This window comes from Brevundimonas sp. UBA2416 (genome assembly GCF_002343105.1).
GTDB lineage: Bacteria > Pseudomonadota > Alphaproteobacteria > Caulobacterales > Caulobacteraceae > Brevundimonas.
In genome coordinates, this window is sequence record NZ_DDRM01000019.1 from 114,533 (window position 1) to 138,139 (window position 23,607).

The 23,607-nt window shown below is 68.8% G+C and carries 24 protein-coding genes; 9 read left to right on the forward strand and 15 right to left on the reverse strand.

What is annotated here, in order from left to right; all coding sequences use genetic code 11:
- Positions 1 to 53 precede the first annotated feature (53 nt).
- Positions 54 to 2,141, forward strand: coding sequence for a transglycosylase SLT domain-containing protein (locus B3E43_RS06945; RefSeq protein WP_292027879.1), 2,088 nt, complete (start codon positions 54 to 56; stop codon positions 2,139 to 2,141).
- Here the strand turns inward: B3E43_RS06945 and B3E43_RS06950 are convergent.
- The 4 genes from B3E43_RS06950 to B3E43_RS06965 are packed head-to-tail and all read right to left on the reverse strand — an operon-like array spanning position 2,090 to position 5,302.
- Entirely contained in the window at positions 2,090 to 2,899 is an 810-nt protein-coding gene (locus B3E43_RS06950) for an ABC transporter ATP-binding protein (RefSeq protein ID WP_349677565.1), read from the reverse strand. The genes B3E43_RS06945 and B3E43_RS06950 overlap by 52 nt on opposite strands.
- Positions 2,887 to 3,876 carry a FecCD family ABC transporter permease gene (locus B3E43_RS06955; RefSeq protein WP_292027880.1) on the reverse strand — a complete coding sequence of 330 codons (990 nt, stop codon included), beginning with the start codon at positions 3,874 to 3,876 and terminating at the stop codon, positions 2,887 to 2,889. The genes B3E43_RS06950 and B3E43_RS06955 overlap by 13 nt, the downstream gene beginning before the upstream one ends.
- Entirely contained in the window at positions 3,873 to 4,670 is a 798-nt protein-coding gene (locus B3E43_RS06960; protein WP_292027881.1) for an ABC transporter substrate-binding protein, read from the reverse strand. Before B3E43_RS06960 ends, B3E43_RS06955 begins: the two co-directional genes overlap by 4 nt.
- Positions 4,667 to 5,302, reverse strand: a complete 636-nt coding sequence (locus tag B3E43_RS06965) for a TetR/AcrR family transcriptional regulator (protein WP_292027882.1) — start codon at positions 5,300 to 5,302, stop codon at positions 4,667 to 4,669. Before B3E43_RS06965 ends, B3E43_RS06960 begins: the two co-directional genes overlap by 4 nt.
- Before the next feature lie 178 nt (positions 5,303 to 5,480).
- On the opposite strand from B3E43_RS06965, the gene B3E43_RS06970 reads away from it, so the two are divergent.
- From B3E43_RS06970 to B3E43_RS06985, 4 genes are all read left to right on the forward strand, one after another.
- Positions 5,481 to 6,899: a glycosyltransferase family 2 protein gene (locus B3E43_RS06970; protein ID WP_292027883.1), complete on the forward strand. Its 1,419-nt coding sequence runs from the start codon at positions 5,481 to 5,483 to the stop codon at positions 6,897 to 6,899.
- A complete protein-coding gene (locus B3E43_RS06975) occupies positions 6,871 to 7,761 on the forward strand; it encodes a class I SAM-dependent methyltransferase (protein ID WP_292027884.1) in 891 nt (296 codons plus the stop codon). Before B3E43_RS06970 ends, B3E43_RS06975 begins: the two co-directional genes overlap by 29 nt.
- Complete coding sequence (locus tag B3E43_RS06980) at positions 7,758 to 8,555, forward strand: TrmH family RNA methyltransferase (RefSeq protein WP_292027885.1); 798 nt, start codon at positions 7,758 to 7,760, stop codon at positions 8,553 to 8,555. Before B3E43_RS06975 ends, B3E43_RS06980 begins: the two co-directional genes overlap by 4 nt.
- An 85-nt stretch (positions 8,556 to 8,640) precedes the next feature.
- The gene (locus B3E43_RS06985; RefSeq protein WP_292027886.1) at positions 8,641 to 9,813 is read left to right on the forward strand and encodes a S41 family peptidase; all 1,173 of its coding nucleotides are present in this window, start codon (positions 8,641 to 8,643) and stop codon (positions 9,811 to 9,813) included.
- On the opposite strand, the gene B3E43_RS06990 is transcribed toward B3E43_RS06985, so the two are convergent.
- Positions 9,810 to 10,166, reverse strand: a complete 357-nt coding sequence (locus B3E43_RS06990) for a GFA family protein (RefSeq protein ID WP_292027887.1) — start codon at positions 10,164 to 10,166, stop codon at positions 9,810 to 9,812. The genes B3E43_RS06985 and B3E43_RS06990 overlap by 4 nt on opposite strands.
- On the reverse strand, positions 10,166 to 13,648 hold the full coding sequence (gene dnaE, locus B3E43_RS06995) for a DNA polymerase III subunit alpha (protein WP_292027888.1): 3,483 nt from the start codon (positions 13,646 to 13,648) through the stop codon (positions 10,166 to 10,168). The genes B3E43_RS06990 and dnaE overlap by 1 nt, the downstream gene beginning before the upstream one ends.
- A 234-nt stretch (positions 13,649 to 13,882) precedes the next feature.
- Between dnaE and B3E43_RS07000 the strand changes: the two genes are divergently transcribed.
- Both B3E43_RS07000 and B3E43_RS07005 read left to right on the forward strand, forming a co-directional pair.
- Positions 13,883 to 15,577 (forward strand): aconitase family protein, encoded by a 1,695-nt coding sequence (locus B3E43_RS07000; RefSeq protein WP_292027889.1) that lies wholly within the window; start codon positions 13,883 to 13,885, stop codon positions 15,575 to 15,577.
- 121 nt (positions 15,578 to 15,698) lie between these two features.
- Positions 15,699 to 15,818: a hypothetical protein gene (locus tag B3E43_RS07005; protein ID WP_292027890.1), complete on the forward strand. Its 120-nt coding sequence runs from the start codon at positions 15,699 to 15,701 to the stop codon at positions 15,816 to 15,818.
- A gap of 32 nt (positions 15,819 to 15,850) precedes the next feature.
- On the opposite strand, the gene B3E43_RS07010 is transcribed toward B3E43_RS07005, so the two are convergent.
- The 8 genes from B3E43_RS07010 to mce form a co-directional block, all read right to left on the reverse strand.
- Complete coding sequence (locus B3E43_RS07010) at positions 15,851 to 16,270, reverse strand: hypothetical protein (protein WP_292027891.1); 420 nt, start codon at positions 16,268 to 16,270, stop codon at positions 15,851 to 15,853.
- Positions 16,271 to 16,292: 22 nt separating this feature from the next.
- Positions 16,293 to 16,994 carry an ABC transporter ATP-binding protein gene (locus B3E43_RS07015; RefSeq protein ID WP_292027892.1) on the reverse strand — a complete coding sequence of 234 codons (702 nt, stop codon included), beginning with the start codon at positions 16,992 to 16,994 and terminating at the stop codon, positions 16,293 to 16,295.
- Entirely contained in the window at positions 16,987 to 18,291 is a 1,305-nt protein-coding gene (locus B3E43_RS07020; protein ID WP_292027893.1) for a lipoprotein-releasing ABC transporter permease subunit, read from the reverse strand. The genes B3E43_RS07015 and B3E43_RS07020 overlap by 8 nt, the downstream gene beginning before the upstream one ends.
- On the reverse strand, positions 18,288 to 19,604 hold the full coding sequence (gene proS, locus B3E43_RS07025) for a proline--tRNA ligase (protein WP_292027894.1): 1,317 nt from the start codon (positions 19,602 to 19,604) through the stop codon (positions 18,288 to 18,290). Before proS ends, B3E43_RS07020 begins: the two co-directional genes overlap by 4 nt.
- A gap of 100 nt (positions 19,605 to 19,704) precedes the next feature.
- Positions 19,705 to 20,100, reverse strand: coding sequence for a hypothetical protein (locus B3E43_RS07030; protein ID WP_292027895.1), 396 nt, complete (start codon positions 20,098 to 20,100; stop codon positions 19,705 to 19,707).
- 107 nt (positions 20,101 to 20,207) lie between these two features.
- A complete protein-coding gene (locus B3E43_RS07035; protein WP_292027896.1) occupies positions 20,208 to 20,546 on the reverse strand; it encodes a DUF3088 family protein in 339 nt (112 codons plus the stop codon).
- Between the two features lie 7 nt (positions 20,547 to 20,553).
- A complete protein-coding gene (locus B3E43_RS07040) occupies positions 20,554 to 20,817 on the reverse strand; it encodes a DUF1467 family protein (protein WP_292027897.1) in 264 nt (87 codons plus the stop codon).
- Positions 20,817 to 21,242: a methylmalonyl-CoA epimerase gene (mce, locus tag B3E43_RS07045; protein ID WP_292027899.1), complete on the reverse strand. Its 426-nt coding sequence runs from the start codon at positions 21,240 to 21,242 to the stop codon at positions 20,817 to 20,819. The genes B3E43_RS07040 and mce overlap by 1 nt, the downstream gene beginning before the upstream one ends.
- Positions 21,243 to 21,373: 131 nt before the next feature.
- Here mce and B3E43_RS07050 point away from each other — a divergent pair, with 131 nt between their 5' ends.
- On the forward strand, positions 21,374 to 21,595 hold the full coding sequence (locus tag B3E43_RS07050) for a hypothetical protein (RefSeq protein ID WP_292027901.1): 222 nt from the start codon (positions 21,374 to 21,376) through the stop codon (positions 21,593 to 21,595).
- Positions 21,596 to 21,628: 33 nt separating this feature from the next.
- Positions 21,629 to 21,952 (forward strand): HPF/RaiA family ribosome-associated protein, encoded by a 324-nt coding sequence (locus B3E43_RS07055; RefSeq protein ID WP_292027904.1) that lies wholly within the window; start codon positions 21,629 to 21,631, stop codon positions 21,950 to 21,952.
- 44 nt (positions 21,953 to 21,996) lie between these two features.
- Here B3E43_RS07055 and B3E43_RS07060 read toward each other — a convergent pair whose 3' ends face one another.
- On the reverse strand, positions 21,997 to 23,598 hold the full coding sequence (locus tag B3E43_RS07060; protein ID WP_292027905.1) for a M20/M25/M40 family metallo-hydrolase: 1,602 nt from the start codon (positions 23,596 to 23,598) through the stop codon (positions 21,997 to 21,999).
- Positions 23,599 to 23,607 lie beyond the last annotated feature (9 nt).

Sequence of the window (23,607 nt, forward strand, 5' to 3'; positions counted from 1 at the left end):
GTAGGTTGCCGGTCGCCCGACCGCAACCGCGACGCATGGAGATCGGACAGGCAATGATCGCTACCAGCCTTGCGGCCGTCCTGGCCCTGCTCGCCCCCGCGCCTGAAAGCCTGCTTCCGCAGGAAGTCCCCTACAGCGCCCTGGCCTCCGGGCCGGTCAGCAACCAGCCGCGCCTGCTGAACGATCAGGACACCGCCCTCTTCCGTCAGGGTCTGGCCGCCGCCCGGTCACGGGACATCTCCGGCGCCCGCAATACCGCCGCGCAGATCGGCGACCCGGTCGCCCGCAAACTGGTCGAATGGGCCCTGCTCGACACCTCGGCCGACCAGATGCCGCTCAGCGACCTCGCCGTCGCCCGCACCAACTTCGCCGGCTGGCCGCGCGCGGAAGGCCGCAACGCCGCCGCCGAACGGGCGCTGGACCGCGGCTACGCTGGCCCCGACGCGGCCATCAACCTGTTCGCCCGCAGCGGGCCGACGACCGTTCAGGGCGCGATCGCCCTGGCCGATGCGCTCGAGCAGCGCGGCCGCTCCGATGAAGCCCGCCGTCTCATCACTGACTGGTGGCGCACGCGCTCGTTCGACGACGCGACCCAGACCCGCATCCTGACCCGCTGGGGCTCCAGCCTGACCCAGGCCGATCACACGGCGCGGCTCAACATGTTGCTGCTCGGCCCGCACGGCCCGGCCACCCGCGCCATGATTCAACTGGTCCCGTCCGACCGGCAGGCCGTCGCCAACGCCGTCATGGCCTTGCGCACTGCCTATAGCCCGGACGCCATCGTCGCCAATCTCAGCCCCACCCAGGCGCTGGACCCGGCCGTGGCGCTGGAACGCGTCCGCATCCTGCGCTCGCAGAACCGTCAGTCCGAGGGCTTCGCCCTGCTGGCCGCCCTGCCCGCCGCGCCGTCGCACACCGAGGGCCAGAACACCCTGTGGAGCGAGCGCCGCAACTATTTCCTCGACGCGCTCGAGCGCCGCAACGGCCAGGCGGCCTATGACGCCATGGCCGGCCACGGCTTCCCGTCGGGAGAGCGCAAGGTCGATGCGGAATTCTTCGCCGGTTGGGCCGCGCTGGTGAAACTGAACGATCCCGCCCGCGCCGCCCGGCATTTCGAGACCCTGCGCCAGGCGTCCTCGACCCCGATCACCCAGGGTCGCGCCCTCTACTGGCTGGGCCGCACCGCTGAAGCCCAGGGGAACACCCCGGCCGCCGTCCAGTATTATCGGGACGGCGCCCGTCACATCCAGACCTTCTACGGCCAGCTGGCGGCCGAGAAGGCAGGGATCACCACGATCAACCTGCCCGCCGACCCGGTTCCGACCGGTTCCGACATCGCCGCGTTCGAGGCCAATGAAGTGGTCCGCGCCCTGCGCATCCTCGGCGAGACCGGCGAGATGAGCCTGTTCCGCGTCTTCGCCTATCAGCTGGACGACGACCTGCCCGGACCGACCGGCCTGGCCCTGCTGATGGACCTGTCGCGCAACTACAACGAAGGCTTCACCGCCATGATGGTGGGCCGCGCCGCCAGCCAGCGCGGGTTCCTGATGCCCGAGCGACAGTATCCGATCCGGATCCCGCCCTCTGTCCCCGGCGCTGCGCCGCTTGAGTTCACCCAGGCCATCACCCGGCAGGAATCCAGCTTCGATCCCCGCGCCCGGTCGCACGCCAATGCCCGGGGCATGATGCAATTCCTGCCCGCCACCGGCCGCAGCGTCGCCCGCCAACTGGGCATGCCCTATTCGGATGAACGGCTGTATGACGCCGACTACAATATGACCCTGGGCAGCTTCCATCTCGGCGACCTGACCAATCGCTTCGGCGGCTCGATGCTGCTGACGACCATCGGCTACAACGCCGGCCCCGCCCGGCCTCCGCAATGGATCGCCCGCTGCGGCGACCCCCGCGGCGGCGCCGTCGACCCGGTCGACTTCATTGAGTGCGCACCCTTCACAGAGACCCGCAACTATATGATGCGAGTCATGGAAAACATGCAGATTTATCGGGCTCGCCTGAACGGAGGCTCGGCCCCGCTGACCCTGTCCTCCGACTTGCGGCGTGGCGCTCCGGCGGGGCCGAGTCCCTACACCTATGCCGGCGAGGACGAAGTCCGCACGCCCGAGGGCGAACCGTCGGAATAGCGGCCGCTCGACAGCAAGGGCCCGTCCGGCCCCTCAACCCAGCGCGCTGACAGGCCGAACACCCGCGCCATGACCTCCGGCGTCAGCGCATCCGTCGGCGCGCCGTCGGCCGCCACCTGACCCCTGTACAGCACGACCACGCGGTCCGCGAACCGCGCCGCCAGCGCCAGATCATGCAGGCTGACAAGCACAGCCTGCCCCGCCGCCGCCCGCGCCTTCAGCCGCTCCAGCACCATCAGCTGCGCCTCCGGATCCAGCCCGGCCGTCGGCTCATCGGCCAGCATGGCCTGGGCCCCGGTCGCCAGCGCCCGCGCCAGCAACACCCTCGCCCGTTCGCCACCCGACATCTCGGCCACGCCGCGATCCGCCAGATGCCCGGCCTCGACCTCGTCAAGCGCGGCGCGACCTGCCGCAAGTGCATCAGCGCCCGAGAGGAAGGGCGCGCCGAGGGCGGCGACTTCGATCGCAGGCAAATTCCAGGCGATCCGACCTTCCTGTGGCAGGTAGGCGACGCGAGCCGCGCGGGCCGATGGCGACAGCGTCGCTACGTCGTCCCCCTGCAGACGAACGACTCCGCGGGTGAGAGGCAGCAGCCCGGCGAAAGCCCGGATCAGGCTCGACTTGCCGGCGCCGTTGGGGCCGACAACGACCACCAACTTGCCGGTCTCCACCAGCAGGTCTGCGCCATCCAGAACGGTGCGCCCGCCGATTTCGGCGTCCGCGTCCCACATCGTCAGGAACGGAGTCAAAGCCGCCACTCCCGCGCGGCCCGCCAGGCGATGAGGGCGAACAGGGGCGCGCCGACCAGGGCCGTGAACACCCCCAGCTTCAGTTCCTGATCCGTCGGGGTCATCCGCGCCAGCAGGTCCGCGACCACCAGCATCAGACCGCCGGCAAGCGCCGCGGGCAGCAACAGACGGCCGGGATCGCCCCGCACCGCGCTACGCACCAGATGCGGCGCCGCCAGGCCGACGAAGCCGATCACGCCGGCCACCGCGACCGCCGCCCCGGTCGCCAAGGCCGTCGCCAGCAGGGCCAGCAGCCTCAGCCGCGCCATCGGCAGGCCCGATGTCCGGGCCGTCTCCTCGCCGAGACTCAGCATGCGCAGGCCCGGCGCCGCCAGGGCCGCCAAGGCCCCGGCGACAAGCACCGCCGGCGTCACCCAGGCCACATCGATCCAGCTGCGGTTCTGCACCGAGCCGAGCAGCCAGCTCATCACCTCGGCCGTGGCGATCGGCGACGGCGACAGGTTGAAGATCAGGGCCGTGGCCGCCCCCGCGAAACTGGACACCGCCACGCCGAACAGGATCAGGGCTTCCGGCGACCGAACCCGGGCGGAAAACAGGATCAGCAGCCCGCCCGCCAGTCCGGCTCCCAGCAGCGCCGACACCTCGACCGCACCCGGAACCGCCGCCGCGCCCAGCACGATCGCTCCCGCCGCCGCCAGCGCCGCCGAGGCCGAAACCCCCAGCACGCCCGGATCAGCCAGCGGGTTGCGCAGCAGACCCTGCATCACCGCGCCCGACAGCCCCAGCGCCGCCCCGACCATCAGGGCCGTCGCCACGCGCGGCGCCCGCACCTGCCACAGCACCTCCGCCGGTCCCGAGACGGGGTCGGCAAAGGCCTGGCGCATCTGCGCCATGTCGAAAACGGTCTCGCCCAGCAGGATTCCCATGACGGACGCCGCCGCGATCAGCACCGACAGCGCCAAGGTCAGACGTGAAGGCCGCGTCATGCCCCGGCCTTCAGCATGGCCGCCGCATCGGCCGCGAACCAGGCCGGACAGGTCAGGGCCGCCGCCGGCAACTGTGCCGCCACACGGCCTTTCGCCGCCCGCTGCACGACCGGATGCCGCCCCGCCCCGCGCCAGTCGCCGCGGACCTGGTCGAAGAAGCCCAGCACGAACCGCGCCGGCGGATACAGGGCGATCCGCTCCACGCTGACCGGGGCGAAGAAGGGTCCGGGCGCCGCATTGGTGAAGCCCGCCGCGGCCAGAATGGCGTCCATCAGCGTGCCCTTGCCCGCCGTGAAGCCACCCGCCGTCAGATACAGGGCGGACCGTATGGGCGCGGCGGGATCAGGGGCGGCGGTACGCAGCCTCGTATCCATCCGCGCCACCAGCGCTTCGCCGTGTTCAGACGCCTCGATGCCCTGCGCGACCGCACGAATATTCACCCGTATCCCGTTGAAATCTGTTGCATCGTCTATGGTGACGATCCGCACGCCGGTGGCTTCCAGCCGGGCGAGCAGTCTTGCATCCCCGCCCCAGTAGCGCACCACCACGTCAGGCCGGAAGGCAATGGCCGCCTCCAGGGTGGGCCGTACCCGTCGCCGACCCACCGCCGCTTCCCGCATCCAGGCGTCCGGATCATCGGCCCGAGGCGACAGCGCCAGCTCGGCGTCGGGCCTCAACGCCAGAACATACTGGTCAGCGCACTGGTCCAGCGCCATGACCCGCAAAGGCCGGGCCTCGGCGACTCCCGCGCCCAGCACCACCAGCCCGGCCAGCGCCCCCGCCGGCCATCTCACGATTTCAGCAGGCCCGCGAACAACCCCTCCAGCAGGGTGGTCACCAGGGCCTCCCGTTCGACCCAGTCGAAATACGGTTTGGTGATCATCAACGACACCACGCCATGAGCCCCCGCCCACAGGGCCTGGGCCGTCGTCCGGGCGTCGCCGCGCAGCAATCCGGCCGCCCCGGCGTCTTCCACAACGACCTCAAAGGACCGGTACAAACTGAACCCCAGTTCCTGCGCCGCCGACTGGGCCCCGTGCTGAAGCTCGACCGGCCGGGTCATATGGATCAGCCGATAGGCGTTCGGATTGGCGAAGCCGAAGTCGATATAGGCGCGCAGCATGCGTCGCAGGCGCACCTCCGGCCCGCCGGGCTCGGCGATGATCGCCTGGTTCATTTCCAGCAGGGCCGCGAAGGCCTGCCGACAGATCTCCTGCAGGATTTCGCCCTTCTCTGCGAAATGCATGTAGAGCGCCGTGGAGGACAGGCCGACCTCGTCGGCGATCTTGCGGATCGTCGCCCCCTCGTAGCCATGCTCGACGAAGATGCGTTCGGCGGCGGCGAGGATTTCCGCGCGACGGGCATGGCCCTCGCCCTTGGGCTTGCGCTGTGAACGCAGATTGAGCGGGGGTGCGGCAACGGTCACGCGGAGGCTCCGGACGTTGGAACCCTGAATAGCGGCATTCCCTGCCCCGCGCCAACCGCTTGCAGCGCGCGAATCACCAAGGTAACCCTTGGTAGTGGATGGGGTTGAGGTCAGCGCTTTGGACGATCGCCGGCGGGAAGCCGCGCGATACGGACCGCCGCTCGGACAGAGCGCGGCGATGCGCGGCCTCGCGCCCTTCCAGGCCTTGCTGCTGGCCGCGGTCACGGGCGCGGCAGCCCTCGCGCTATGGTTCTGGCCCGAGCGGGTGGCGGACTGGCTCGTCGCCGTGGCGGCCTTTGCCTTCCTGGCCGTAGCGCTCTGGCGGGTGCTGTTGATCCTGGTCAGCGCAGCGCCGCCGCCGGAATCGCCGTCGCCGCCGGTCTGGCCGCGCTACACCATCCTGGCGGCGCTGTATGATGAGGCTGAGATCGTCGGCCAGCTGATCGAACGCCTCTCGCGGATCGACTATCCCTCCGATCGTCTTCAGGGCCTGCTCGTGCTGGAGGCCCACGACCATGAGACCATCGCCGCCGCCCTCGCCGCGCCGCGACCGGACTGGCTGGACATATTGGTGACCCCGCCGGGGAAGCCACAGACCAAGCCCCGCGCCCTCAACTTCGCCCTGACCCAGGCCACAGGCGAGCTGCTGACCGTCTATGATGCCGAGGACGCGCCCGATTCCCAACAGCTTCGCGAGGCCGCCGCCCGGTTCGCCGCCGACCAGGGCGGTCGTCTGGCCTGCCTCCAGGCCCCACTTCGCGTCCGTCCCCCGGCGAAAGACGCCTCCCGCTTCATGGGCCGACAGTTCGCCGCCGAATACGCCAGCCTTTTCGAGACCACGCTTCCCGGCATGGCGCGCCTTGGTCTGCCCTTTCCCCTCGGTGGAACCAGCAATCATTTCCGGGTCGAGGTCCTTCGCGCCGTCGGCGGCTGGGATGCCTGGAATGTCACCGAGGATGCCGATCTCGGATTCAGGCTCTGGAGCGGCGGTTGGACCCTGGGTGTACTGGCCCGCCCGACATGGGAGATGCCGCCGGAGGGATTGCCGCACTGGCTGCCGCAGAGGACGCGCTGGCTCAAGGGCTATCTCCAGACCTGGGGCGTGCATACGCGCCGGCCCTGGCCGCTGGGCTGGCGCGGAGGCCTCGCCCTTGTGATGACGGTGGGCGCCGGCCTCGTCTCGGCGGCGATCCATGGCCTGACCCTGGCCTGGGTGGCGGCGGCGGTGCTGGTTTCGGCCATGGCCGGCCTGCCGCCTGAAACGCCGGTTCTGGCGCTCTGTGTTCTGGTGCTTGGCGCGGCCTCGGCCTGGCTGTCCTGCGCCATCGGGGCGAGACGCGCCGGGGCTCCCTATGGCGCGGCCGACATGATCCAGGCGCCCGCCTACTGGGCCCTGCTTTCCCTCGCCTTCGTTCATGCCGCCTGGCGGCTGGTCCTCGAACCGTTCGCCTGGGACAAGACCCCCCATCGGCGCGATGCACCGTCTGACACGGAATCCCCCGTCGCGTCGTCAGCCGAAGCGAACGACGTGCTGGACGCGACCGCGCCTCTCCGCCTATCAGCGGGTCATGCCGCCGCGCCTCAACCCGTCGCCTGAGACCCTCGTCACCCGCGCCTGGGCGGACTACGCCCTGTTGGACAGCGGCGGCGGGCGCAAGCTCGAGCGCTACGGACGCCACACCGTGGTCCGGCCCGAGCCGCAATGCTTCTGGTCGCCGCGCGACCCGGCCGCCTTCGACGCTGCCGACGCGGTCTTCGATCCGACGGACGAGGATGAGACCGGCCGCTGGCGGTTCGCGGGAAACCCGATCGACAGCTTCCCACTCGCCTGGCGCGACGTGCGCTTCACCAGCCGGTTCACGCCGTTCCGCCACCTCGCCTTCTTCCCCGAACAGGCCGCCAACTGGGAATGGCTCGACGGCCGGATCCGGAGTCTGAAGCAGCCGAAGGTCCTCAACCTGTTCGGTTATACCGGCGTGGCCAGCCTCGCCTGTGCGGCGGCCGGCGCCGAGGTTACCCATGTCGACGCGTCAAAGAAGTCCGTCGCCTGGGCCCGCGAGAACGCCGAACTGTCCGGCATGGCCGACAAGCCCATCCGCTGGATCGTCGAGGACGCCCGCAAATACGTGGCCCGCGAGGTCCGGCGCGGATCGAAATACGACGGGATCATCCTCGACCCGCCGAAATACGGCCGAGGCCCGACCGGCGAGGTCTGGCGGTTGTTCGAGGACATGCCGGCCCTGCTCACGGACTGCGCCGCCCTGCTGTCCGACGACGCCTCCTTCCTGCTGCTCAACGCCTATGCCGCGCGCGTCTCTGGCCTGTCGCTGGCCCATCTGATGGCCGAAGCCACCGCGGACCGCGGCGGGGTCATCGACTGGGGCGAACTGGCCCTGGCCGAGGACGGCCCGGACGGCCGCGCCATCGGCCTCAGCTTTTTTGCGCGCTGGTCGGCATGACCGACCGCCTCATCACCTCCCTGACCAATGACACGGTCAAGAACGTTCGCGCCCTGCACATGCGCAAGGAGCGCGAGGCGACGGGCCAGTTCCTCGCCGAGGGCCTGAAGTTCATCGGTGAAGCCCTTGATCAACAACGCGCCCCACGCCTGCTCATGGTCGGTGAGGACGCCCGGCCCCATCCCATCCTGGAGCGCGCCCGCGAGTCGACCCGCGCCGCCGGCGGCGAAGTCGTGGTCGTCACCCACGCCATCCTCGAGAAGATCAGCCGCCGCGACAATCCGCAGACGGTGCTGGGCGTGTTCGACCAGGTCTACACCCCCCTGTCGGCCATCGAACCGGCCACGGCCCCGGCCTGGGTAGCGCTGGAGCAGGTCCGCGACCCCGGCAATCTGGGCACCATCATCCGCACCGCCGACGCGGCCGGTTGCGGCGGCGTCATTCTGATCGGCGACTGCGTCGATCCGTTCTCGGTCGAGGCCGTGCGCGCCACCATGGGCTCGGTCTTCGCGGTCGCCATCGCCCGCGCCACGCCGGCCGAGTTCATCGCCTGGCGCCAGATGTGGCCCGGCAGCGTCATCGGCACCCGGCTGGACGCCACGATCGGCCACCATGATGCCGCCATCGCATACCCGGCCCTGATCCTGATGGGCAACGAACAGGCCGGCCTGACCGACGCCCTGGCCGAGGCCTGCGACGTCAATGTCAAAATTCCCATGCGCGGCCGGGCTGACAGTCTGAACCTGGCCGTCGCCACAGGCATCATGGTCTATGCGGTGACCGACAAGGCCTGAGCCCTGCCATAGATGACGGCGGATTCACTTGCCGCCCTCCGGCGAAGCGGCCAGCCTCGCGCCTTCTGCTCCGGGGCCTTCTCGCATGCGCGCCTTGCTCACCCTGCTCGTCGTCCTGACCTGCGCCGCCCTGCCCGCCCGCGCCCAACAGGCTGAGCCGACGCCCGAGGCTTTCCGCGCCGACGCCCTGTCGATCGAAGGCCTGATCAACAGCCAGTACGCCTATCTCGACCGGTTCCCGGGCGGCGCCATGCCGATCAGCCCCGTCCTGCGCGCCGAGGCCGAGGCGGTGAGCGATCGTCGCTCCCTGCTGCGCTATGCCGAACGCGCCGTCGCCGCCCTGGCCGACCACCACGCCATCACCGGCGGCTCGTTCAATGACAGCTGGGGCCTGGTCCCAAGCTATTCCGACCTCTGGATCGAGCCCGAAGGCGACCTCTGGCGGATCACCGCCGTCCGCCAGGGCTCGCCAGCCGAGGTCGCCGGCGTGCGTCCCGGCGACACCCTCGTCGCTGTCGGTGACACATCCACGGCAGAGGCCGTCGCCGCCTTCTGGACCGAACTGGGCCTCGAGCCGACCGGAGATCGCGCCGGCTACGCCGCCCGTGTCCTCGCGGCCGGCCGCCGCGACCGGCCGCGCGACCTTACCATCCGCGACGCCGCCGGCGCCGAACGCCGGCTGACCTTCCCGAATCTCTATGAAGCCGGTCCGGGGGAACGGCCTCCGATCTCGACCCTTCCGTCCGGCGAGGCCCTGATCATCCGCTTCAATGACTCGCTGGGCGACAGCGACACGGTCGCCGCCTTCGACGCCATCATGACGGCCGCGCAACCCGACCAGACGGTCGTGCTCGATCTCCGCGACACCGCCTCCGGCGGGAATACGGTCGTTGCGCGCGGCATCATGGGCTGGTTCGTGGACGAGGCCCGGCCCTATCAGATCCACCGGCTGCCGGCCGAGGAACGGGAAACGGGCGTTCCGCGCCAATGGGTTGAACAGGTCCTGCCACGGCCCGGGAAACGTCACCACGGGCCGGTAGTTGTCCGGGTCGGTCGCTGGACCGGCAGTATGGGCGAGGGCCTGGCCATTGGTCTGGATTCTCTCGACGCCCTGGTCGTCGGCGAGCCGATGGCCGGCCTGCTGGGCGCCATCCATGATCACCGGCTCTCGAACTCCGGACTGGTGATCAAACTGCCGACCGAACGCCTCTACGCCGTCGACGGAACGCCGCGCGAAGCCTTTGTTCCCGCCCGCTAGAAACTCCGCCCGTCCACCCGCTGCGCCGTCCAGCTGAATGGCTCGATATCGGTCAGGGTACGGATGTTGACCGCGACCATGGGGACGCCGCCGGGGCCTTCGCCGCGGGCGAAGGTCTGGACGCCGCAGGTCTCGCAGAACCGGTGTCCGATCTTGTGGCTGTTGAACCGGTATTCGGTCTGGGGCCCCGTCTTCGTCTCGCGGAAGGCGTCCGGCGTGACGAAGGCGAGGACGAAGCCCTTGCGGTGACAGTGGGAGCAGTTGCACTCGATCAGGCCTTCGAGGTCGGTGTCCACCTCATAGGCCACGGCCCCGCAATGGCAGGAGCCTTCATGGGTTTTGACGTCAGCCATTACGCATCCTCCAGCAGCACCACCCCCGGCGCCGACTTCAGCGCCCCGCGCAGGGCGCCGTCCAGCCGGTAGCGGCCCGGCAGTTTGAGCTCGACCTCCCGCCGGCCGTCCAGCGAGGCGATCAATGAGACCTCCCCGCCCTTGCCCTGCGCCCGCGCCCGTTCCAGCCGCGACCTGAGCGCCTCAGGATCGACTCCCCTGGCCGAAACGTGGATACGCAGTCCCATGGCGCCGTCGTCGATCAGGGTGTCCAGCCGGGACGCGTCGTCGCCGAAGAACCGCACCTCGCCGTCGGCCGACTTGGCGCGGACCTTGACCATGATCGAGGCCCCCACCTCCAGCACTTCGCGGCATTTGCGCAGCTGTTCGGGCGGGAACAGACATTCGAACTCACCGGTCGGATCCGAGAAGGTGACGAAGGCGAATTTCTCACCCGACTTGGCGCTGGCCCGCTCCTGGCGGCGGCGGACGACGCCGGCCATCAGGAAGGCCTCATGGCCGCTCTCGGCCAGGGCCGTGGCCTCGGCGACAAAGGTGACGCGCTTGCGCTTCAGCGCCGGCGCCATGTCCTCCAGCGGGTGGCCGGACAGGTAGAAGCCGACGGCGGCCAGCTCCTGATCCAGCTTCTCGGGCCCGACCCAGGGTTCGACCGGCTTCAGCCGCGGCCGCGCGGCGCCGGCCTGGTCGCCGCCGAACAGCGACACCTGCGACGAAGCCCGCTCCGCCGCCACGCTCTGGCAATAGGCCATCAGGGTGTCGGCCTGTTCGACCAGCTGGCGGCGGTTGGAGTGGAAACTGTCGAAGGCCCCGGCCCGGGCCAGGTTCTCCAGCGCCCGCTTGTTGACGCTGCGCGGATCGACCCGTTCGAGGAAGTCGAAGATGTCGGTGAACCGCCCGCCGGTCTCGCGCACCTCGACCAGATGCTTCATGGCCTCCAGTCCGACGTTACGGATGGCGCCCAGGGCGTAGAGGACCGCCCCGACGCCGTCATCCCAGGCCACGTCGAAATCGGCCGAGGACCGGTTCACGTCAGGCGCCTTGACCGGCACCTCGAACCGGCGACAATCCTGATAGAAGACAGCCAGTTTGTCGGTATTACTGAGATCGAGTGACATGGACGCGGCCATGAATTCGACAGGGTGATTGGCCTTCAGCCAGCCGGTCTGGAAACTGATCAGCGCATAGGCGGCGGCGTGCGACTTGTTGAAGCCATAGCCGGCGAATTTGGCCACCAGATCGAAGATGAAGCCGGACTGCTCCCCGGAAACGCCCTTCCCTGACGCGCCCTCGACGAAGCGCGCCCGCTGGAAGTCCATTTCCTCCTTCTTCTTCTTGCCCATCGCCCGGCGCAGCAGGTCGGCCTCGCCCAGCGAATAGCCGGCCAGGACCTGGGCGATCTTCATCACCTGCTCCTGGTAGATGATGACGCCGTAGGTCTCGGTCAGGACATCGACCAGCGACGGGTGCAGGCAGTCGACTTCCTGCCGTCCGAATTTCCGGTCGATATAGGTGTCGATCATCTCCATCGGCCCGGGCCGGTAGAGGGAGATCAGGGCCGTGATCTCCTCAATCGAGCCGCACCGCATCTTGCGCAGGGTGTCGCGCATGCCCTGGGATTCCAGCTGGAACACCCCGACGGTCTGGCCGGATGCCATCAGCTCGTAGGTTTTCGGGTCGTCCAGCGGCAGGCTGTTCCAGTCGACCGCCGCCCCGCGCCGTTCCAGATAGATCCGGGCGCGGTCCAGCACCGTCAGCGTCTTGAGACCGAGGAAGTCGAACTTCACCAGACCGGCGGCCTCGACCCATTTCATGTTGAACTGGCTGGCCGGGATGGTCGACCGCGGGTCCTGATACAGGGGCACCAGTTCGGTCAGCGGCCGGTCGCCGATGACGATGCCGGCGGCGTGGGTCGAGGCGTTGCGGTACAGCCCCTCCAGCTCCAGCGCCGTGTCCAGCAGGGTCCGCACCGACGCCTCGGAATCGCGGGCCTCGCGCAGGCGCGGCTCGATCTCGATGGCCTGGGCCAGGGTGACGGGGTTGGCGGGGTTGGCCGGCACCATCTTGGCCAGCCGGTCCACCTGGCCCAGCGGCATCTGCAGCACCCGGCCGACGTCGCGCAGCACGGCCCGCGCCTGCAGGGTGCCGAAGGTGATGATCTGGGCGACCCGGTCCTTGCCGTAGCGCTCCTGGACATAGTCGATCACCTCTTCCCGCCGCTCCTGGCAGAAGTCGATGTCGAAGTCGGGCATGGAGACCCGTTCGGGATTCAGGAACCGCTCGAACAGGAGGCCGAACCGAAGAGGGTCCAGATCGGTGATGGTCAGGGCCCAGGCGACCAGCGAGCCGGCGCCCGAACCCCGCCCCGGTCCCACGGGAATCCCGTGGTTCTTGGCCCATTTGATGAAGTCCGACACGATCAGGAAATAGCCGGGGAAGCCCATCTGCTGGATAATCCCGACCTCCCATTCGAGGCGGGCCCAGTAGTCGGCCTCGGGCGCGACAGGAGTCACGGCCTGCAGCCGCGCCTTCAGCCCCTCGCGGGCCTGATGCATCAGCTCCTCGGGCTCGGTCCGCCCGGCTCCCGCCTCGAAGCGCGGCAGGATGGGGGCGCGGGTGGGGACGAGGAAGGCGCAGCGGCGGGCGATCTCCACCGTCGTGTCGCAGGCCTCAGGCAGGTCCGCGAACAGCTCCCGCATCGCCGCGGCGGGCTTGAACCAGTGCTCGCCAGTGACGCGGCGACGGTCTTCCTGCCCCGTGAAGGCCCCGTCGGCGATACACATCAGGGCGTCGTGCGACTTCGCCTGCGCGGCCTTGGCGTAGTGGATGTCGTTGGTGGCCACCAGCGGCGTGTCGTGAGCATAGGCCCACTCCACCAGCCCCCGTTCCGCCTGCCGCTCGCTGGCGAGGCCGTGGCGTTGCAGCTCGACATACAGCCGATCACCGAACACCCGCGCCATCTCATCAAGGGCGGCATTGGCCTCGGCCGGCTTGCCCTGCACGAACAGCGGATCGACCGGCCCGTCCGGCCCGCCGGACAGCAGGATCAGTCCCTCGGACCGCTCCGCCACCATGGACCATGGCACGCCCGGCTCATCCATCGATCCGGCGTCGAGATAGGCCGAGGACGACAGGGCGCACAGGTTCAGCCACCCCGCCTCGTTCTGGACCAGAAGCACCATCGTCGGGACCCGGGCCCAGCGTTCGTTGATCTTGCCGCCGATCCCGGTCACCGGCAGGGCGCAGGCCACGATCGGCTGGACGCCAGATCCCTTCGCCGCTTCGGAAAACTCCAGCGCCCCGAACAGATTGGCCCGGTCCGCCACGCCCACCGCCGGCATGCCCGCATCCGCCGCGAGGGTCGCGACCTTCCCCGCCTTGATCGCGCCTTCCAGCAGCGAATAGGCCGAGCGGACCCTCAGATGGATGAATTGCGCGGCTGTAGCGGCGGTTGAGATGGCCAGACCCTCTTTGAGCTGGCCCATTCCCGACTCACGAAATCAGAAACGCCGCCTGCCACGCCATCCAAACGAAGCCGCCGCATGACGCAAGCGACAGCATATCTCTCGTCCAACGCGCCATGACCTTGTCCCCAGATTGCGTGTTCTGTCTATGTTCTATGTTGCGGGTTTGTTCTCGTCAAGGGGGTGCCCGCAGTGGTGGACTGGCGCTGCCGAAACGCCCTTGCCTGCCCTCTGCCCGCATGGCTTCGTGCCGCCATGACCCAAGAAGCCGCTCCGGCGCAATTCATCCTTCGGGGCAACGCCGCCGGTGGGATCCTGGCGACCGACGAGCCACTGAGCTTCTGGGGCGGTGTGGATCCTGCCACAGGGCGGATCATCGATGTCCATCACCCGCTCCACGGCCAGTGCCTGACGGGCAAGGTCCTGGTCATGCCGTCCAGCCGCGGATCCTGCACCGGAAGCGGGGTGCTGGTTGACCTGGTGCTGAGCGGCCGCGGGCCCGCGGCCCTGGTCTTCCGCGAGGCCGAGGATGTGCTGACCCTCGGGGCCCTTGTCGCTGAAGGGATGTTCGGCGTTGCATTGCCCGTGCTGAGGCTCGCGCCCGGGCCGTTCGGCATGCTGTCGCTCGAGACCGAGGCGCGCATCGGGGACGACCGGCTCGAGGCGGGCGGACTGCGGCTGGCGATCTCCCCGCCGCTGACGACCGCGCTGGCGCTCTCGGAGACCGATCGGGCGATGCTGGCCGGCGAAGCAGGCGAAGCCGTGGGCCAGGCCATGCGCATCCTCTGCGCGATGGCGGCCAATCAGGGGGCGGCGCGTCTGGTCGACGTCTCGCAGGGCCATATCGACGGCTGCATCTACGCCAGTCCCGCCAATCTGGTCTTTGCCGAAGCGATGGCCGATCTGGGAGGAACGGTCCGTATACCCACGACGATGAACGCGATTTCGGTCGACCGGCAGAACTGGCGGGCCCAGGGCGTTTCGCCCGACTTCGGTCTGCCGGCACAGCGGTTGGCGGATGCCTATGTCCGGATGGGCTGCCGCCCCAGTTTTACCTGCGCACCCTATCTGCTGGACACGGCGCCGGAGGCCGATGAGGTGATCGCCTGGTCGGAATCCAATGCGGTGATCTATGCCAACACCGTGCTGGGCGCGAGGACGGCGAAACACCCTGACTTCCTCGACCTGTGCATCGCCCTGACCGGGCGGGCGCCGCTTGCGGGGGTCTATCTGGATGCGGCTCGCAAGGCGCGACGGATCATTGATGTCGATCTGCCCGAGGGTATCGACGATGGCTTCTGGCCCCTGCTCGGCTATCTGGCGGGCCAGCGGGCTCCCGACCGGATTCCGCTGCTGCGCGGACTGTCCTCCGGGCGGCCCTCACGCGATGATCTGAAGGCTCTTTGCGCGGCCTTCGGCACCACCTCGGCCTCGCCGATGCTGCATATCGAGGGGGTGACGCCCGAGGCAGACGGTGCGGCGGCGGCGGATGCGGACCACGCCGCCATCACCCGGGGCGATCTGCGCGCCGCCTGGGCCCAGCTGAACGGCGGACCGGCCGCTGTCGAACTGGTGGCGATCGGCAGCCCGCATGCTTCCCTCCGGGAGTGCCGGGATCTGGCGGAAGGACTGGCGGGTCGATCCCGTCATCCCCTGACCCATGTGATCGTCACGGCTGGACGGGACGTGATCGGCCAGGCCGCGGCCGAAGGCCTTCTGGCGCGCCTTCGCGCCTGCGGCGTGCAGGTCGTTCCTGACATCTGCTGGTGTTCGATTTCGGAGCCTGTCTTTCCGCCCGTGACCCGGACCGTGATGACCAATTCCGGGAAATACGCCCACTATGGCCCCGGGCTCAGCGGCCGGGCGGTGCGCCTGGGCAGTCTGTCGGACTGTATCACCGCGGCGCTGACCGGATGCGCTGCTCCGCGACAGCCGGCCTGGCTGGCCTGAGTCCGCAAAGCCGACGCCGGCGCCCTGCGATGCGTTCCTCCCGTCCGGCCGGGCGTGTATGGTGCCGATTGTGCTTCGGACGGCCGCCTTCCTGGCGGCAGACGGCGCAGGAGTTCCGGTGATGGCCAAGGGTCAAGTCAAGAGCAACAAGGAAGTCCGCAAGCCCAAGGCCGAGAAGCCCAAGCCGTCCGTGTCGGTCGGCAGCAGTTCGCCCTTCACCACGCCTCCCGGCAAGAAATAGGGTTCAGGACCCTTCCCCCACCGGGGAAGGGGTCAGCCTCCAGCGTCAGCGGCCAGCCGGGTATCGCATTCCGCCACGCCGGCCTCGACGTCCGCACCGGCATAGAGTTCACGCGCCGTCCTCCAGACGGCCTGAGCCGGTTCCGCACGCCGCAGGCCGTCGAGCGCCAGCGCCTTGAGCCGCAATGCATTCGCCATGTCGACCGACGCACCCTGCCCGTGGGCGGAATAGAGCGCCGCCGCCTGCTCGGCGTGAGCCAGCGCCTGTTCGAGATGATCGGCCTCACGATCCAGATCGGACAGGTGCCGCAATGCATGGGCCTGAAGCAGGGGAGCCCCGCTCTCACGGCTCAGGGCCGCAGCACGGGCCCAGGAGTTGCGGGCGTCCCCTGCCCTGCCTTGGGCGGCAGCCTCACGCGCCAGCATCAGATGGGCCTCGATCGCTTCGGTCATGTCCGGACCGTAGCACGCTGCGTCAGTAGGCGTGGCTCTCCGCCGGCCGTTCTTCCAGATGGCCGTCCTTCAGGGCGAAGACGCGGTCCATATGGCCGGCCAGCTCCATGTTGTGGGTGGCGATCAGGGCGGCGACGCCGGTGTCCTTGACCAGTCTGTGCAGGGCCTCGAACACGGTCTGGCTGGTGGCGGGATCGAGGTTGCCGGTCGGCTCGTCGGCCAGCAGCAGGCGCGGCCGGTTGGCCAGGGCGCGGGCCACGGCGACCCGCTGCTGCTCCCCGCCGGACATCTGCGCCGGCTGGTGGGTCAGCCGCTCGCCGAGACCGAGGGCGGTCAGGACCTCACTGGCCCGCTCACGGGCCTGCACCTGACCGACGCCCGCGATACGCAGCGGCAGGGCGACGTTGTCGCGGGCGTCGAACTCGGCCAGCAGATGGTGGAACTGGTAGACGAAGCCGATGCTGGCAAGGCGGATATGGGTCCGCGCCCGCTCATCGAGCCCGCCGACGTCTGCGCCATCGATCCGGATCTCGCCCGAGGTCGGCCGTTCCAGCAGGCCGGCGGCGTGCAGCAGGCTGGACTTGCCCGAGCCCGAGGGCCCGATCAGACCCACGACCTCGCCCGGCATGACATCCAGATCGACGCCCTTCAGCACGGTCAGGCCGCCCGAGGCGGTCTCATAGGTGCGGGTCACCCCGCGGACGGAAAGGACGGGCCTACTCATACCGAAGCGCCTCAACCGGATCCATTTTCGCGGCTCGCCACGACGGCAGCAGCGAAGCCACGCACGACATGAAGACCGACCACAGGGTCACCCAGATCACGTCCATGGCGTCGACCTCGGCCGGGATGGAGTCGAGCATATAGACGTCGGCGTTGAACAGCTGGACGCCCAGCAGCCATTCGAGGAAATGCTGGATCGCCCCGATGTTGAGGCAGAAGACCAGCCCCAGCACCAGACCGGTGATCGTGCCCGCCACGCCGATGGCCGCGCCGGAGATGAAGAAGATGCGCAGCATCGCCATCTGGCTGGCCCCGACGGTCCTCAGGATGGCGATGTCACGGGTCTTGTTCTTCACCAGCATGACGATGCCGGAGATGATGTTCAGGGCGGCGATGGCCACGACAAGGCCGAGGATGATGCTCATGGCCACCCGCTCGACCTTCAGCGCGCCCCAGAAGGCGGCGAGGCGGTCCCGCCAGTCACTGACGATGGCGCTGTCGCCCGAGGCCGCGCGCACAGCCTGGGTCAGCTCGCCGACGCGGTCGGGCTCCGCGACCTTGAGCTCGATGACATCCCAGACGCCCTCCTTGCCGAAGAACAGCTGGGCCTGCTCCAGCGGCATGAACAGGAAGGCGCGATCGAAGTCCGCTGTGCCCGAGGTGAACACCCCGCCGATGCGATAGGTTTTCTCCAGTCCGCCCAGATTGCCGAAGGCGCTGTCAGCGCCCGTTGGCGAGTACAGGGTGATCGGATCGCCGACACGCAGCCCCATGCTTTCCGCCAGCGCCTTGCCGATCAGGATGTTGTCGCCGCCCCAGGCGCCCTGTCCAAAGGCGCGCCGCGCCTCGGGCGTCAGGCTGTCGAAGACATAGGACATGGAGTCCAGGTCCTGCGGACGGATGCCGCGCACGACCGCGCCGGTCGTCTGGCCCGCCGCGCGCACCAGCGCCTGGTTCTCGGTCAGGGGCGAAACGCTGACCACGCCGGGCACCGCGGCGATGCGCGCCACGGCGGCCTCGCGGTCCGGATCTACCAACACCTGTCCCTGCACATACATATGGCCGTTGAAGGACAGCATCCGGTCCAGCAGCTCGTTCCTGAACCCGGCCATGATGCTCATGACGATGATCAGGGCCATGACCGCCAGGGCGATGGCGACATAGGAGATGATGGCGATCAGGGCGATGCCGCCTTCCCTCCGCCGGGCGCGCAGATATCGCAGCGCCAGTTCGAACTCCCAGGCCGAGAACGGACCGGCGGGTTTGGTCGGCTTCAGGGCCGCCGGGACATCCGTCATCCGCGCACCTTCGCCAGCGCCTCGTCCAGCGGGATCGAGACCTTCTCACCGGTCGCCCGGCGCTTCAGCTCGACCAGGCCCTCGGCCACGCCCTTGGGACCGATGGTCAGCTGCCAGGGAATGCCGATCAGGTCGGCGGTGGCGAATTTCCCGCCCGGCCGCTCGTCAGTATCGTCATAGAGGACGTCCTTGCCGAGCGCCTCCAGCCTGGCCACGGCCTCTTCGCAAGCGGCGCAGACCGCTTCGTCATTGACGCGCAGATTGATCACCACGACGTCAAACGGCGCCACGGAGTCGGGCCAGATGATGCCGCCCTCATCGTGGCTGGCCTCGATGATGGCGCCCAGCAGGCGCGACACGCCCACGCCGTAGCTGCCCATGTGGACATCCGTGTCCCTGCCGTCCGGCCCGGCGACGCGGGCCTTCATCGGCGCGGAGTATTTGGTACCGAAGTAGAAGATGTGCCCGACCTCGATGCCGCGCGCGGTCAGGCGGTCGGCCTCGACCGTCTGGCTTTCGAACTGGCCGGCGTCGTGCATTTCCTCGGTGGCGGCGTACAGGCCGGTCCTCTCGTCGACAATCCCCTGCAGATCGTCCCAGTCCACGCCCGCTCCGGGAGCCGGCATCTCGACCAGCTTGCGGTCGCAGAAGACCTGGCTTTCGCCCGTATCGGCCAGGACGATGAACTCGTGGCTCAGGTCGCCGCCGATCGGTCCGGTGTCGGCGCGCATCGGCACGGCCTTCAGCCCCATCCGGGCGAAGGTGTTCAGATAGGCCACGAACATACGGTTGTAGGCCTTGCGCGCCGAGGCCTCGTCGATGTCGAACGAATAGGCGTCCTTCATCAGGAATTCGCGCCCGCGCATGACGCCGAACCGCGGCCGGCGCTCGTCACGGAATTTCCACTGGATATGAAACAGGTTCAGCGGCAACGCCTTGTAGCTCTTCACGAAGCCACGGAAGATGTCGGTGATCATCTCCTCATTGGTGGGCCCGTACAGCAGCTCGCGTTCGTGCCGGTCGGTGATGCGCAGCATCTCGGGGCCATAGGCGTCGTAGCGCCCGCTCTCCCGCCACAGGTCCGCCAGTTGCAGGGTCGGCATCAGCAGCTCGACGGCCCCGGCCCGCTCCTGCTCCTCGCGCACGATCTGCTCGATCCTGTTGAGCACCCGCAGGCCCAGCGGCAGCCAGGCATAGATGCCCGCAGCCTCCTGTTTGATAAGGCCGGCCCGCAGCATCAGCTGGTGCGAAACGATCTGGGCGTCCGAGGGCGCCTCTTTGAGCGTGGGCAGGAAATAGCGCGACAGGCGCATGGGCAGAATCTCGGCAAGCAAAGCGGGAGCAAAGCTTTAGCCGGGTGACCGGGGCGAAAGCTAGGCCGGGCTTGCAATCACCGCCCGACGTCGCACGTCGTCAACCGTCGAGAGGCGTGGGCCCGGAACACGGTGACATCGGATCGCTGGCCCAGTCGTCGGTGCTGTCGGGCCAGACCGATCTGACCAGGTCGAGCTTTCCGTCAGCGAGCTTCCAGGTCTCGGTCACAACGGCGTTCTCGACGTCGTCAAGATAGGTGAGGATCAGCCGGCCGTCGGGGAACGCTTCCGCCGACGTCAGAGGTATGGCGCGCTCGGAGCCCATGTTCCGGATCTCCGAAACGCCGATCCGCACGAAGGGACGCGCGCAGTTCGAGCTGCTCCATACGCCAATATAGGCTTCGGGAACGGCGACAGTTGCCGGTTCCGGTGCAGCGGGCGCCTCTGTGCCGGGACTGCAGGCATACAGTCCGAGCGAAGCCGCGGCGGTGATCATCAGCGGTTTGAGTTTCATGTTGGTCCTCCCGGTCGGAAGACTAGGCGCGTGTTAATGCCTGTTGCAAACCGCTGGTATCCGACAGGCGCAACGGCGCCTTCCGATCGTCACGGATGTGGTCGCGCAATCCCGTATCGGGCGGCCACATAGGGAATGATGGCCTCGTCCTGCAGGAAGCGGCGACCGGTCGCCCCGGACGTCGCGGCTTCGGGCCAGTCAAACGTCTCGTCCAGCACCAGGATCGGGCAACTCTGGTGGTCCTCGCCGACCAGTTCGATCACCGGCGGGCGCGGGCGCGGGTGATCGAGATAGACGATTTCCAGCTGTTGACGCAGCTTGGGATGAAACGCCAGCACACCCTCGACGACGGCGCCGGCCGGGCAGTACCAGGGTCCGCCCTCGTCGTCGGTCCAGCCGGGGTTGAGCAGGAACAGGCGGTCGGTCATCCGGCCCTCAGGGAACAGGCGGCGCGAGGTCAGGCAACGGCATCCAGCCGATGTAGACCAGCACCATCACAAAGAGCCAAAGCACCGCCGAGACCCAGGTCGTGGTGATGAATTTGCGCTTGAGGTCCGGCTTCTCGGGCGCGCCCCACTGCGCCCCGTCGGTCGGCGGCTCGTGCCGCTCCTGCGAGGTCCCAAGCGGCAGGACCGCGAACAGCACCGTCCACCAGCAGATGATGTAGACGCCCAACATGGTGACGATACCGATCGGCATCAGTGCGCTCCGTCCTTCGGGGTTTCCATCAGTTCGACCAGCACTCCGCCCATGTCTTTCGGATGGACGAAGATGATCGGTGTGCCGTGCGCGCCGATGCGCGGCTCGCCCGTGCCGAGGATGGTCGCCCCCTTCGCCCTCAGGGCGTCGCGCGCGGCGAGAATATCCTCGACCTCGAAACAGACGTGATGCTGCCCGCCCTTCGGGTTCCTGGCGAGGAAGCCGTGGATCGGGCTGCCGTCGCCGAGTGGCTCGATCAGTTCGATCTGGCTGTTGGGCAGGTCGACAAAACAGACTCGCACCCCCTGCGCCGGCAGGTCGAACGGCGCATGCGCCTTCGTGGCGCCGAGCAGGTCGCGATACATCGCGACGCTGGCCTCAATGGAGGGCGTGGCGACGCCGACGTGGTTCAGTCTTCCGATCATGCCGCAGCCTTAGCGCCTGTTTGGTCATGCGAGAAGGCGGGCTGTTCGTCGCGGGCGGACAGGTCGCCGCACAACGGCAACCTCGATGTCCGCGACGGGTTGCTCTTGAGCGACAACCAAAGGAGACGACCATGACAGACAAGGACGCCACAGACGCGGGCGCCGCCCAGGAGGCGCAGGCCGCCAAGGCGATGGCGCTCAAACAGTCGGCCCCCGAGGCTCGCCATCCCGCGGCCGGACAGACCGCCGACGAAGGCATGAAGGCAACGCCCAACGAAGGGATCGCCCCGTCCGGCGCCTTCGACGCCGAAGGCCAGAGGCCGGTTCTCGAGCGCTCGCGCAAGGCGCGCTGAACTGCCCCCATCGAACCCTGTCAGGAGAGAATTTTGGACATCCAGATCAACACCGCCAACAACATCGCCGGCCGCGAGGCCCTGACCCGGCAACTTGAGGAAACGGTCCGGAGCCGGCTGTCGCGCTTCAGCGAGCGGCTGACGCGCGTCGAGGTCCACGTCGGGGACGAGAACGGCGATCGCAACGCCGGGGACGACAAGCGGTGTGTGATCGAGGTCCGGCCGGCCGGACGCGCGCCGATCACCGTCACCGAACAGGCCGGGTCGATCGACCAGGCCGCCGCCGGCGCGCTGAGCAAGGTGACCACGGCGCTGGAGCGCGACTTCGGCAAGATCACCAGCCGCAAGGGCCACTGACGGAACGGGTCCGGGGCGGCGGTCCGCCGCCCCGGACCGAAGGCCTATTGCAGCGGGAACGGGTTCGTCGGCGTGGGTCGGGTCGGGGTCGGCATACGCGGCAGGGGTTCGTCGCTGTTGGCGGCGTTCAGCAGGAAGCTGGCCAGGATGATCGCGGCCTGACGCAGGTCCTCTGCGCGCAGGTGGTCATAGCTGTCGATCGAGGTGTGGTGCAGTCGCGCGCTGTAATCGAGCGGATCCTGGATGAACTGGAAACCCGGGACGCCCACGGTCTGCATATAGACGTGATCGGTCCCGCCTGCTGTCCGCATCGACACGGTCGTTGCCCCCATCGCGTTGAAGGGTTCAAGCCAGTCCTGGAAGATCGGTGCGGCGGCGACATTGCCCTCGGCGTTGATGCCGCGGATCTTGCCCGAGCCGTTGTCGAGATTGAAATAGGCGACCAGATCGCCGTAGCCCTCGCGCGGCTGGATCGGCCAGCGCTGACGCCAGGTGCGGCCGTTCGGCAGGGCGTCCAGCTCAGGGTCGCCCAGCGGCGCGCGGGTCGCCAGATAGCGGTCGACATAGGCCAGCGAGCCCCACAGGCCCTGTTCCTCGCCGTTCCACAGGGCGAAGCGGATGGTGCGCTTGGGACGCACGCCGAGGGACTTCAGAATGCGGGCGGCCTCCATGACCACGGCCGTGCCGGCGGCGTTGTCGACCGCGCCATCCGAGGCGACCCAACTGTCGAAATGCGCCCCGGCCATCACATATTCGCCCGAACGATCCGTGCCCGGAATGTCGGCCAGGACGTTGTAGGCGTTGAGGTCCTCCTCATGGAACCGGACCTCGCTCATCAGCTCGAGGGTGGGCCGGGCGTCCTCGGTCAGGGCGAGCCGGGCCAGACGGCGATAGTCCTCGGCCGCCAGCTCCATGCCGGGGGTCAGCCGCTGGTCGTCCATGCGGTAGCCGGAGCCAGTGCCGTGCAGCAGGCCGCCGTCGCGCTGGGACATGCGGACCCAGGCCAGGGCCCCCTCCTCCTGCAGGAAGGCGTCCAGCTGGCGGGCGAAGTCCGGCCCACGCAGGCCGCCGGTCGAGGGCTCGGCATGGTTGGGCATGTTGTAGGTGTTGGCGTTGCGCAGGTCCTCGTCAGTCAGGCGGCGGAAGGCCGGCTGCGTCGGGTCAGTGACGGCGGTCGGACGCGAGACCAGCACGATCTTGCCCGCCAGTTGCCCGCGCCATTTCGCGAAATCGCCCGCGGTCGCCATCGGGGCGACGATCACCTCGCCGCTGATCACGCCCGGCGTGGACGGGGTCCAGGCGATCGGGATGGCGCGCAGGTCGAGCGGGCGCGGCGCCGTCATGCGCGCGCTGGACCGGACGATCGACCAGCCCCGGCCGAAGTCGAAGGGATCGGCCCGGACGTTGGACAGGCCCCAGTCGCGGAACCGCTGGGCCGTCCATTGCTCGGCCTGACGCATCTGCGGCGAGTTGGTCATTCGCCCGCCGATCCGGTCGGTCAGCCAGGCGGCCGTTTGCATGACCTCGCTATGGTTCAGCCCCTGATCGATGATGCCGTTGATCGCGACCCGGTCCACCTCCTGGGCGGCGGCCGGGACGGAGGCGAGGATGGCGATGGCGGAAACCGCGGCGAGCAGGCGCTTCATGAACAGACC

What these genes read in the sequence shown, in the direction of transcription:
- B3E43_RS07030 (WP_292027895.1), bottom strand. Translation starts at nt 20,100, where the DNA reads ATGATCACCGCCGCGGCTTCGCTCGGACTGTATGCCTGCAGTCCCGGC.
- B3E43_RS06980 (WP_292027885.1), top strand. Translation starts at nt 7,758, where the DNA reads ATGACCGACCGCCTCATCACCTCCCTGACCAATGACACGGTCAAGAAC.
- B3E43_RS07050 (WP_292027901.1), top strand. Translation starts at nt 21,374, where the DNA reads ATGACAGACAAGGACGCCACAGACGCGGGCGCCGCCCAGGAGGCGCAG.
- B3E43_RS06985 (WP_292027886.1), top strand. Translation starts at nt 8,641, where the DNA reads ATGCGCGCCTTGCTCACCCTGCTCGTCGTCCTGACCTGCGCCGCCCTG.
- B3E43_RS07015 (WP_292027892.1), bottom strand. Translation starts at nt 16,994, where the DNA reads ATGAGTAGGCCCGTCCTTTCCGTCCGCGGGGTGACCCGCACCTATGAG.
- B3E43_RS06955 (WP_292027880.1), bottom strand. Translation starts at nt 3,876, where the DNA reads ATGACGCGGCCTTCACGTCTGACCTTGGCGCTGTCGGTGCTGATCGCG.
- B3E43_RS07060 (WP_292027905.1), bottom strand. Translation starts at nt 23,598, where the DNA reads ATGAAGCGCCTGCTCGCCGCGGTTTCCGCCATCGCCATCCTCGCCTCC.
- proS (WP_292027894.1), bottom strand. Translation starts at nt 19,604, where the DNA reads ATGCGCCTGTCGCGCTATTTCCTGCCCACGCTCAAAGAGGCGCCCTCG.
- B3E43_RS06945 (WP_292027879.1), top strand. Translation starts at nt 54, where the DNA reads ATGATCGCTACCAGCCTTGCGGCCGTCCTGGCCCTGCTCGCCCCCGCG.
- mce (WP_292027899.1), bottom strand. Translation starts at nt 21,242, where the DNA reads ATGATCGGAAGACTGAACCACGTCGGCGTCGCCACGCCCTCCATTGAG.
- B3E43_RS07005 (WP_292027890.1), top strand. Translation starts at nt 15,699, where the DNA reads ATGGCCAAGGGTCAAGTCAAGAGCAACAAGGAAGTCCGCAAGCCCAAG.
- B3E43_RS06975 (WP_292027884.1), top strand. Translation starts at nt 6,871, where the DNA reads ATGCCGCCGCGCCTCAACCCGTCGCCTGAGACCCTCGTCACCCGCGCC.
- B3E43_RS06970 (WP_292027883.1), top strand. Translation starts at nt 5,481, where the DNA reads ATGCGCGGCCTCGCGCCCTTCCAGGCCTTGCTGCTGGCCGCGGTCACG.
- dnaE (WP_292027888.1), bottom strand. Translation starts at nt 13,648, where the DNA reads ATGGGCCAGCTCAAAGAGGGTCTGGCCATCTCAACCGCCGCTACAGCC.
- B3E43_RS07020 (WP_292027893.1), bottom strand. Translation starts at nt 18,291, where the DNA reads ATGACGGATGTCCCGGCGGCCCTGAAGCCGACCAAACCCGCCGGTCCG.
- B3E43_RS07040 (WP_292027897.1), bottom strand. Translation starts at nt 20,817, where the DNA reads ATGCCGATCGGTATCGTCACCATGTTGGGCGTCTACATCATCTGCTGG.
- B3E43_RS07035 (WP_292027896.1), bottom strand. Translation starts at nt 20,546, where the DNA reads ATGACCGACCGCCTGTTCCTGCTCAACCCCGGCTGGACCGACGACGAG.
- B3E43_RS07000 (WP_292027889.1), top strand. Translation starts at nt 13,883, where the DNA reads ATGACCCAAGAAGCCGCTCCGGCGCAATTCATCCTTCGGGGCAACGCC.
- B3E43_RS06990 (WP_292027887.1), bottom strand. Translation starts at nt 10,166, where the DNA reads ATGGCTGACGTCAAAACCCATGAAGGCTCCTGCCATTGCGGGGCCGTG.
- B3E43_RS07010 (WP_292027891.1), bottom strand. Translation starts at nt 16,270, where the DNA reads ATGACCGAAGCGATCGAGGCCCATCTGATGCTGGCGCGTGAGGCTGCC.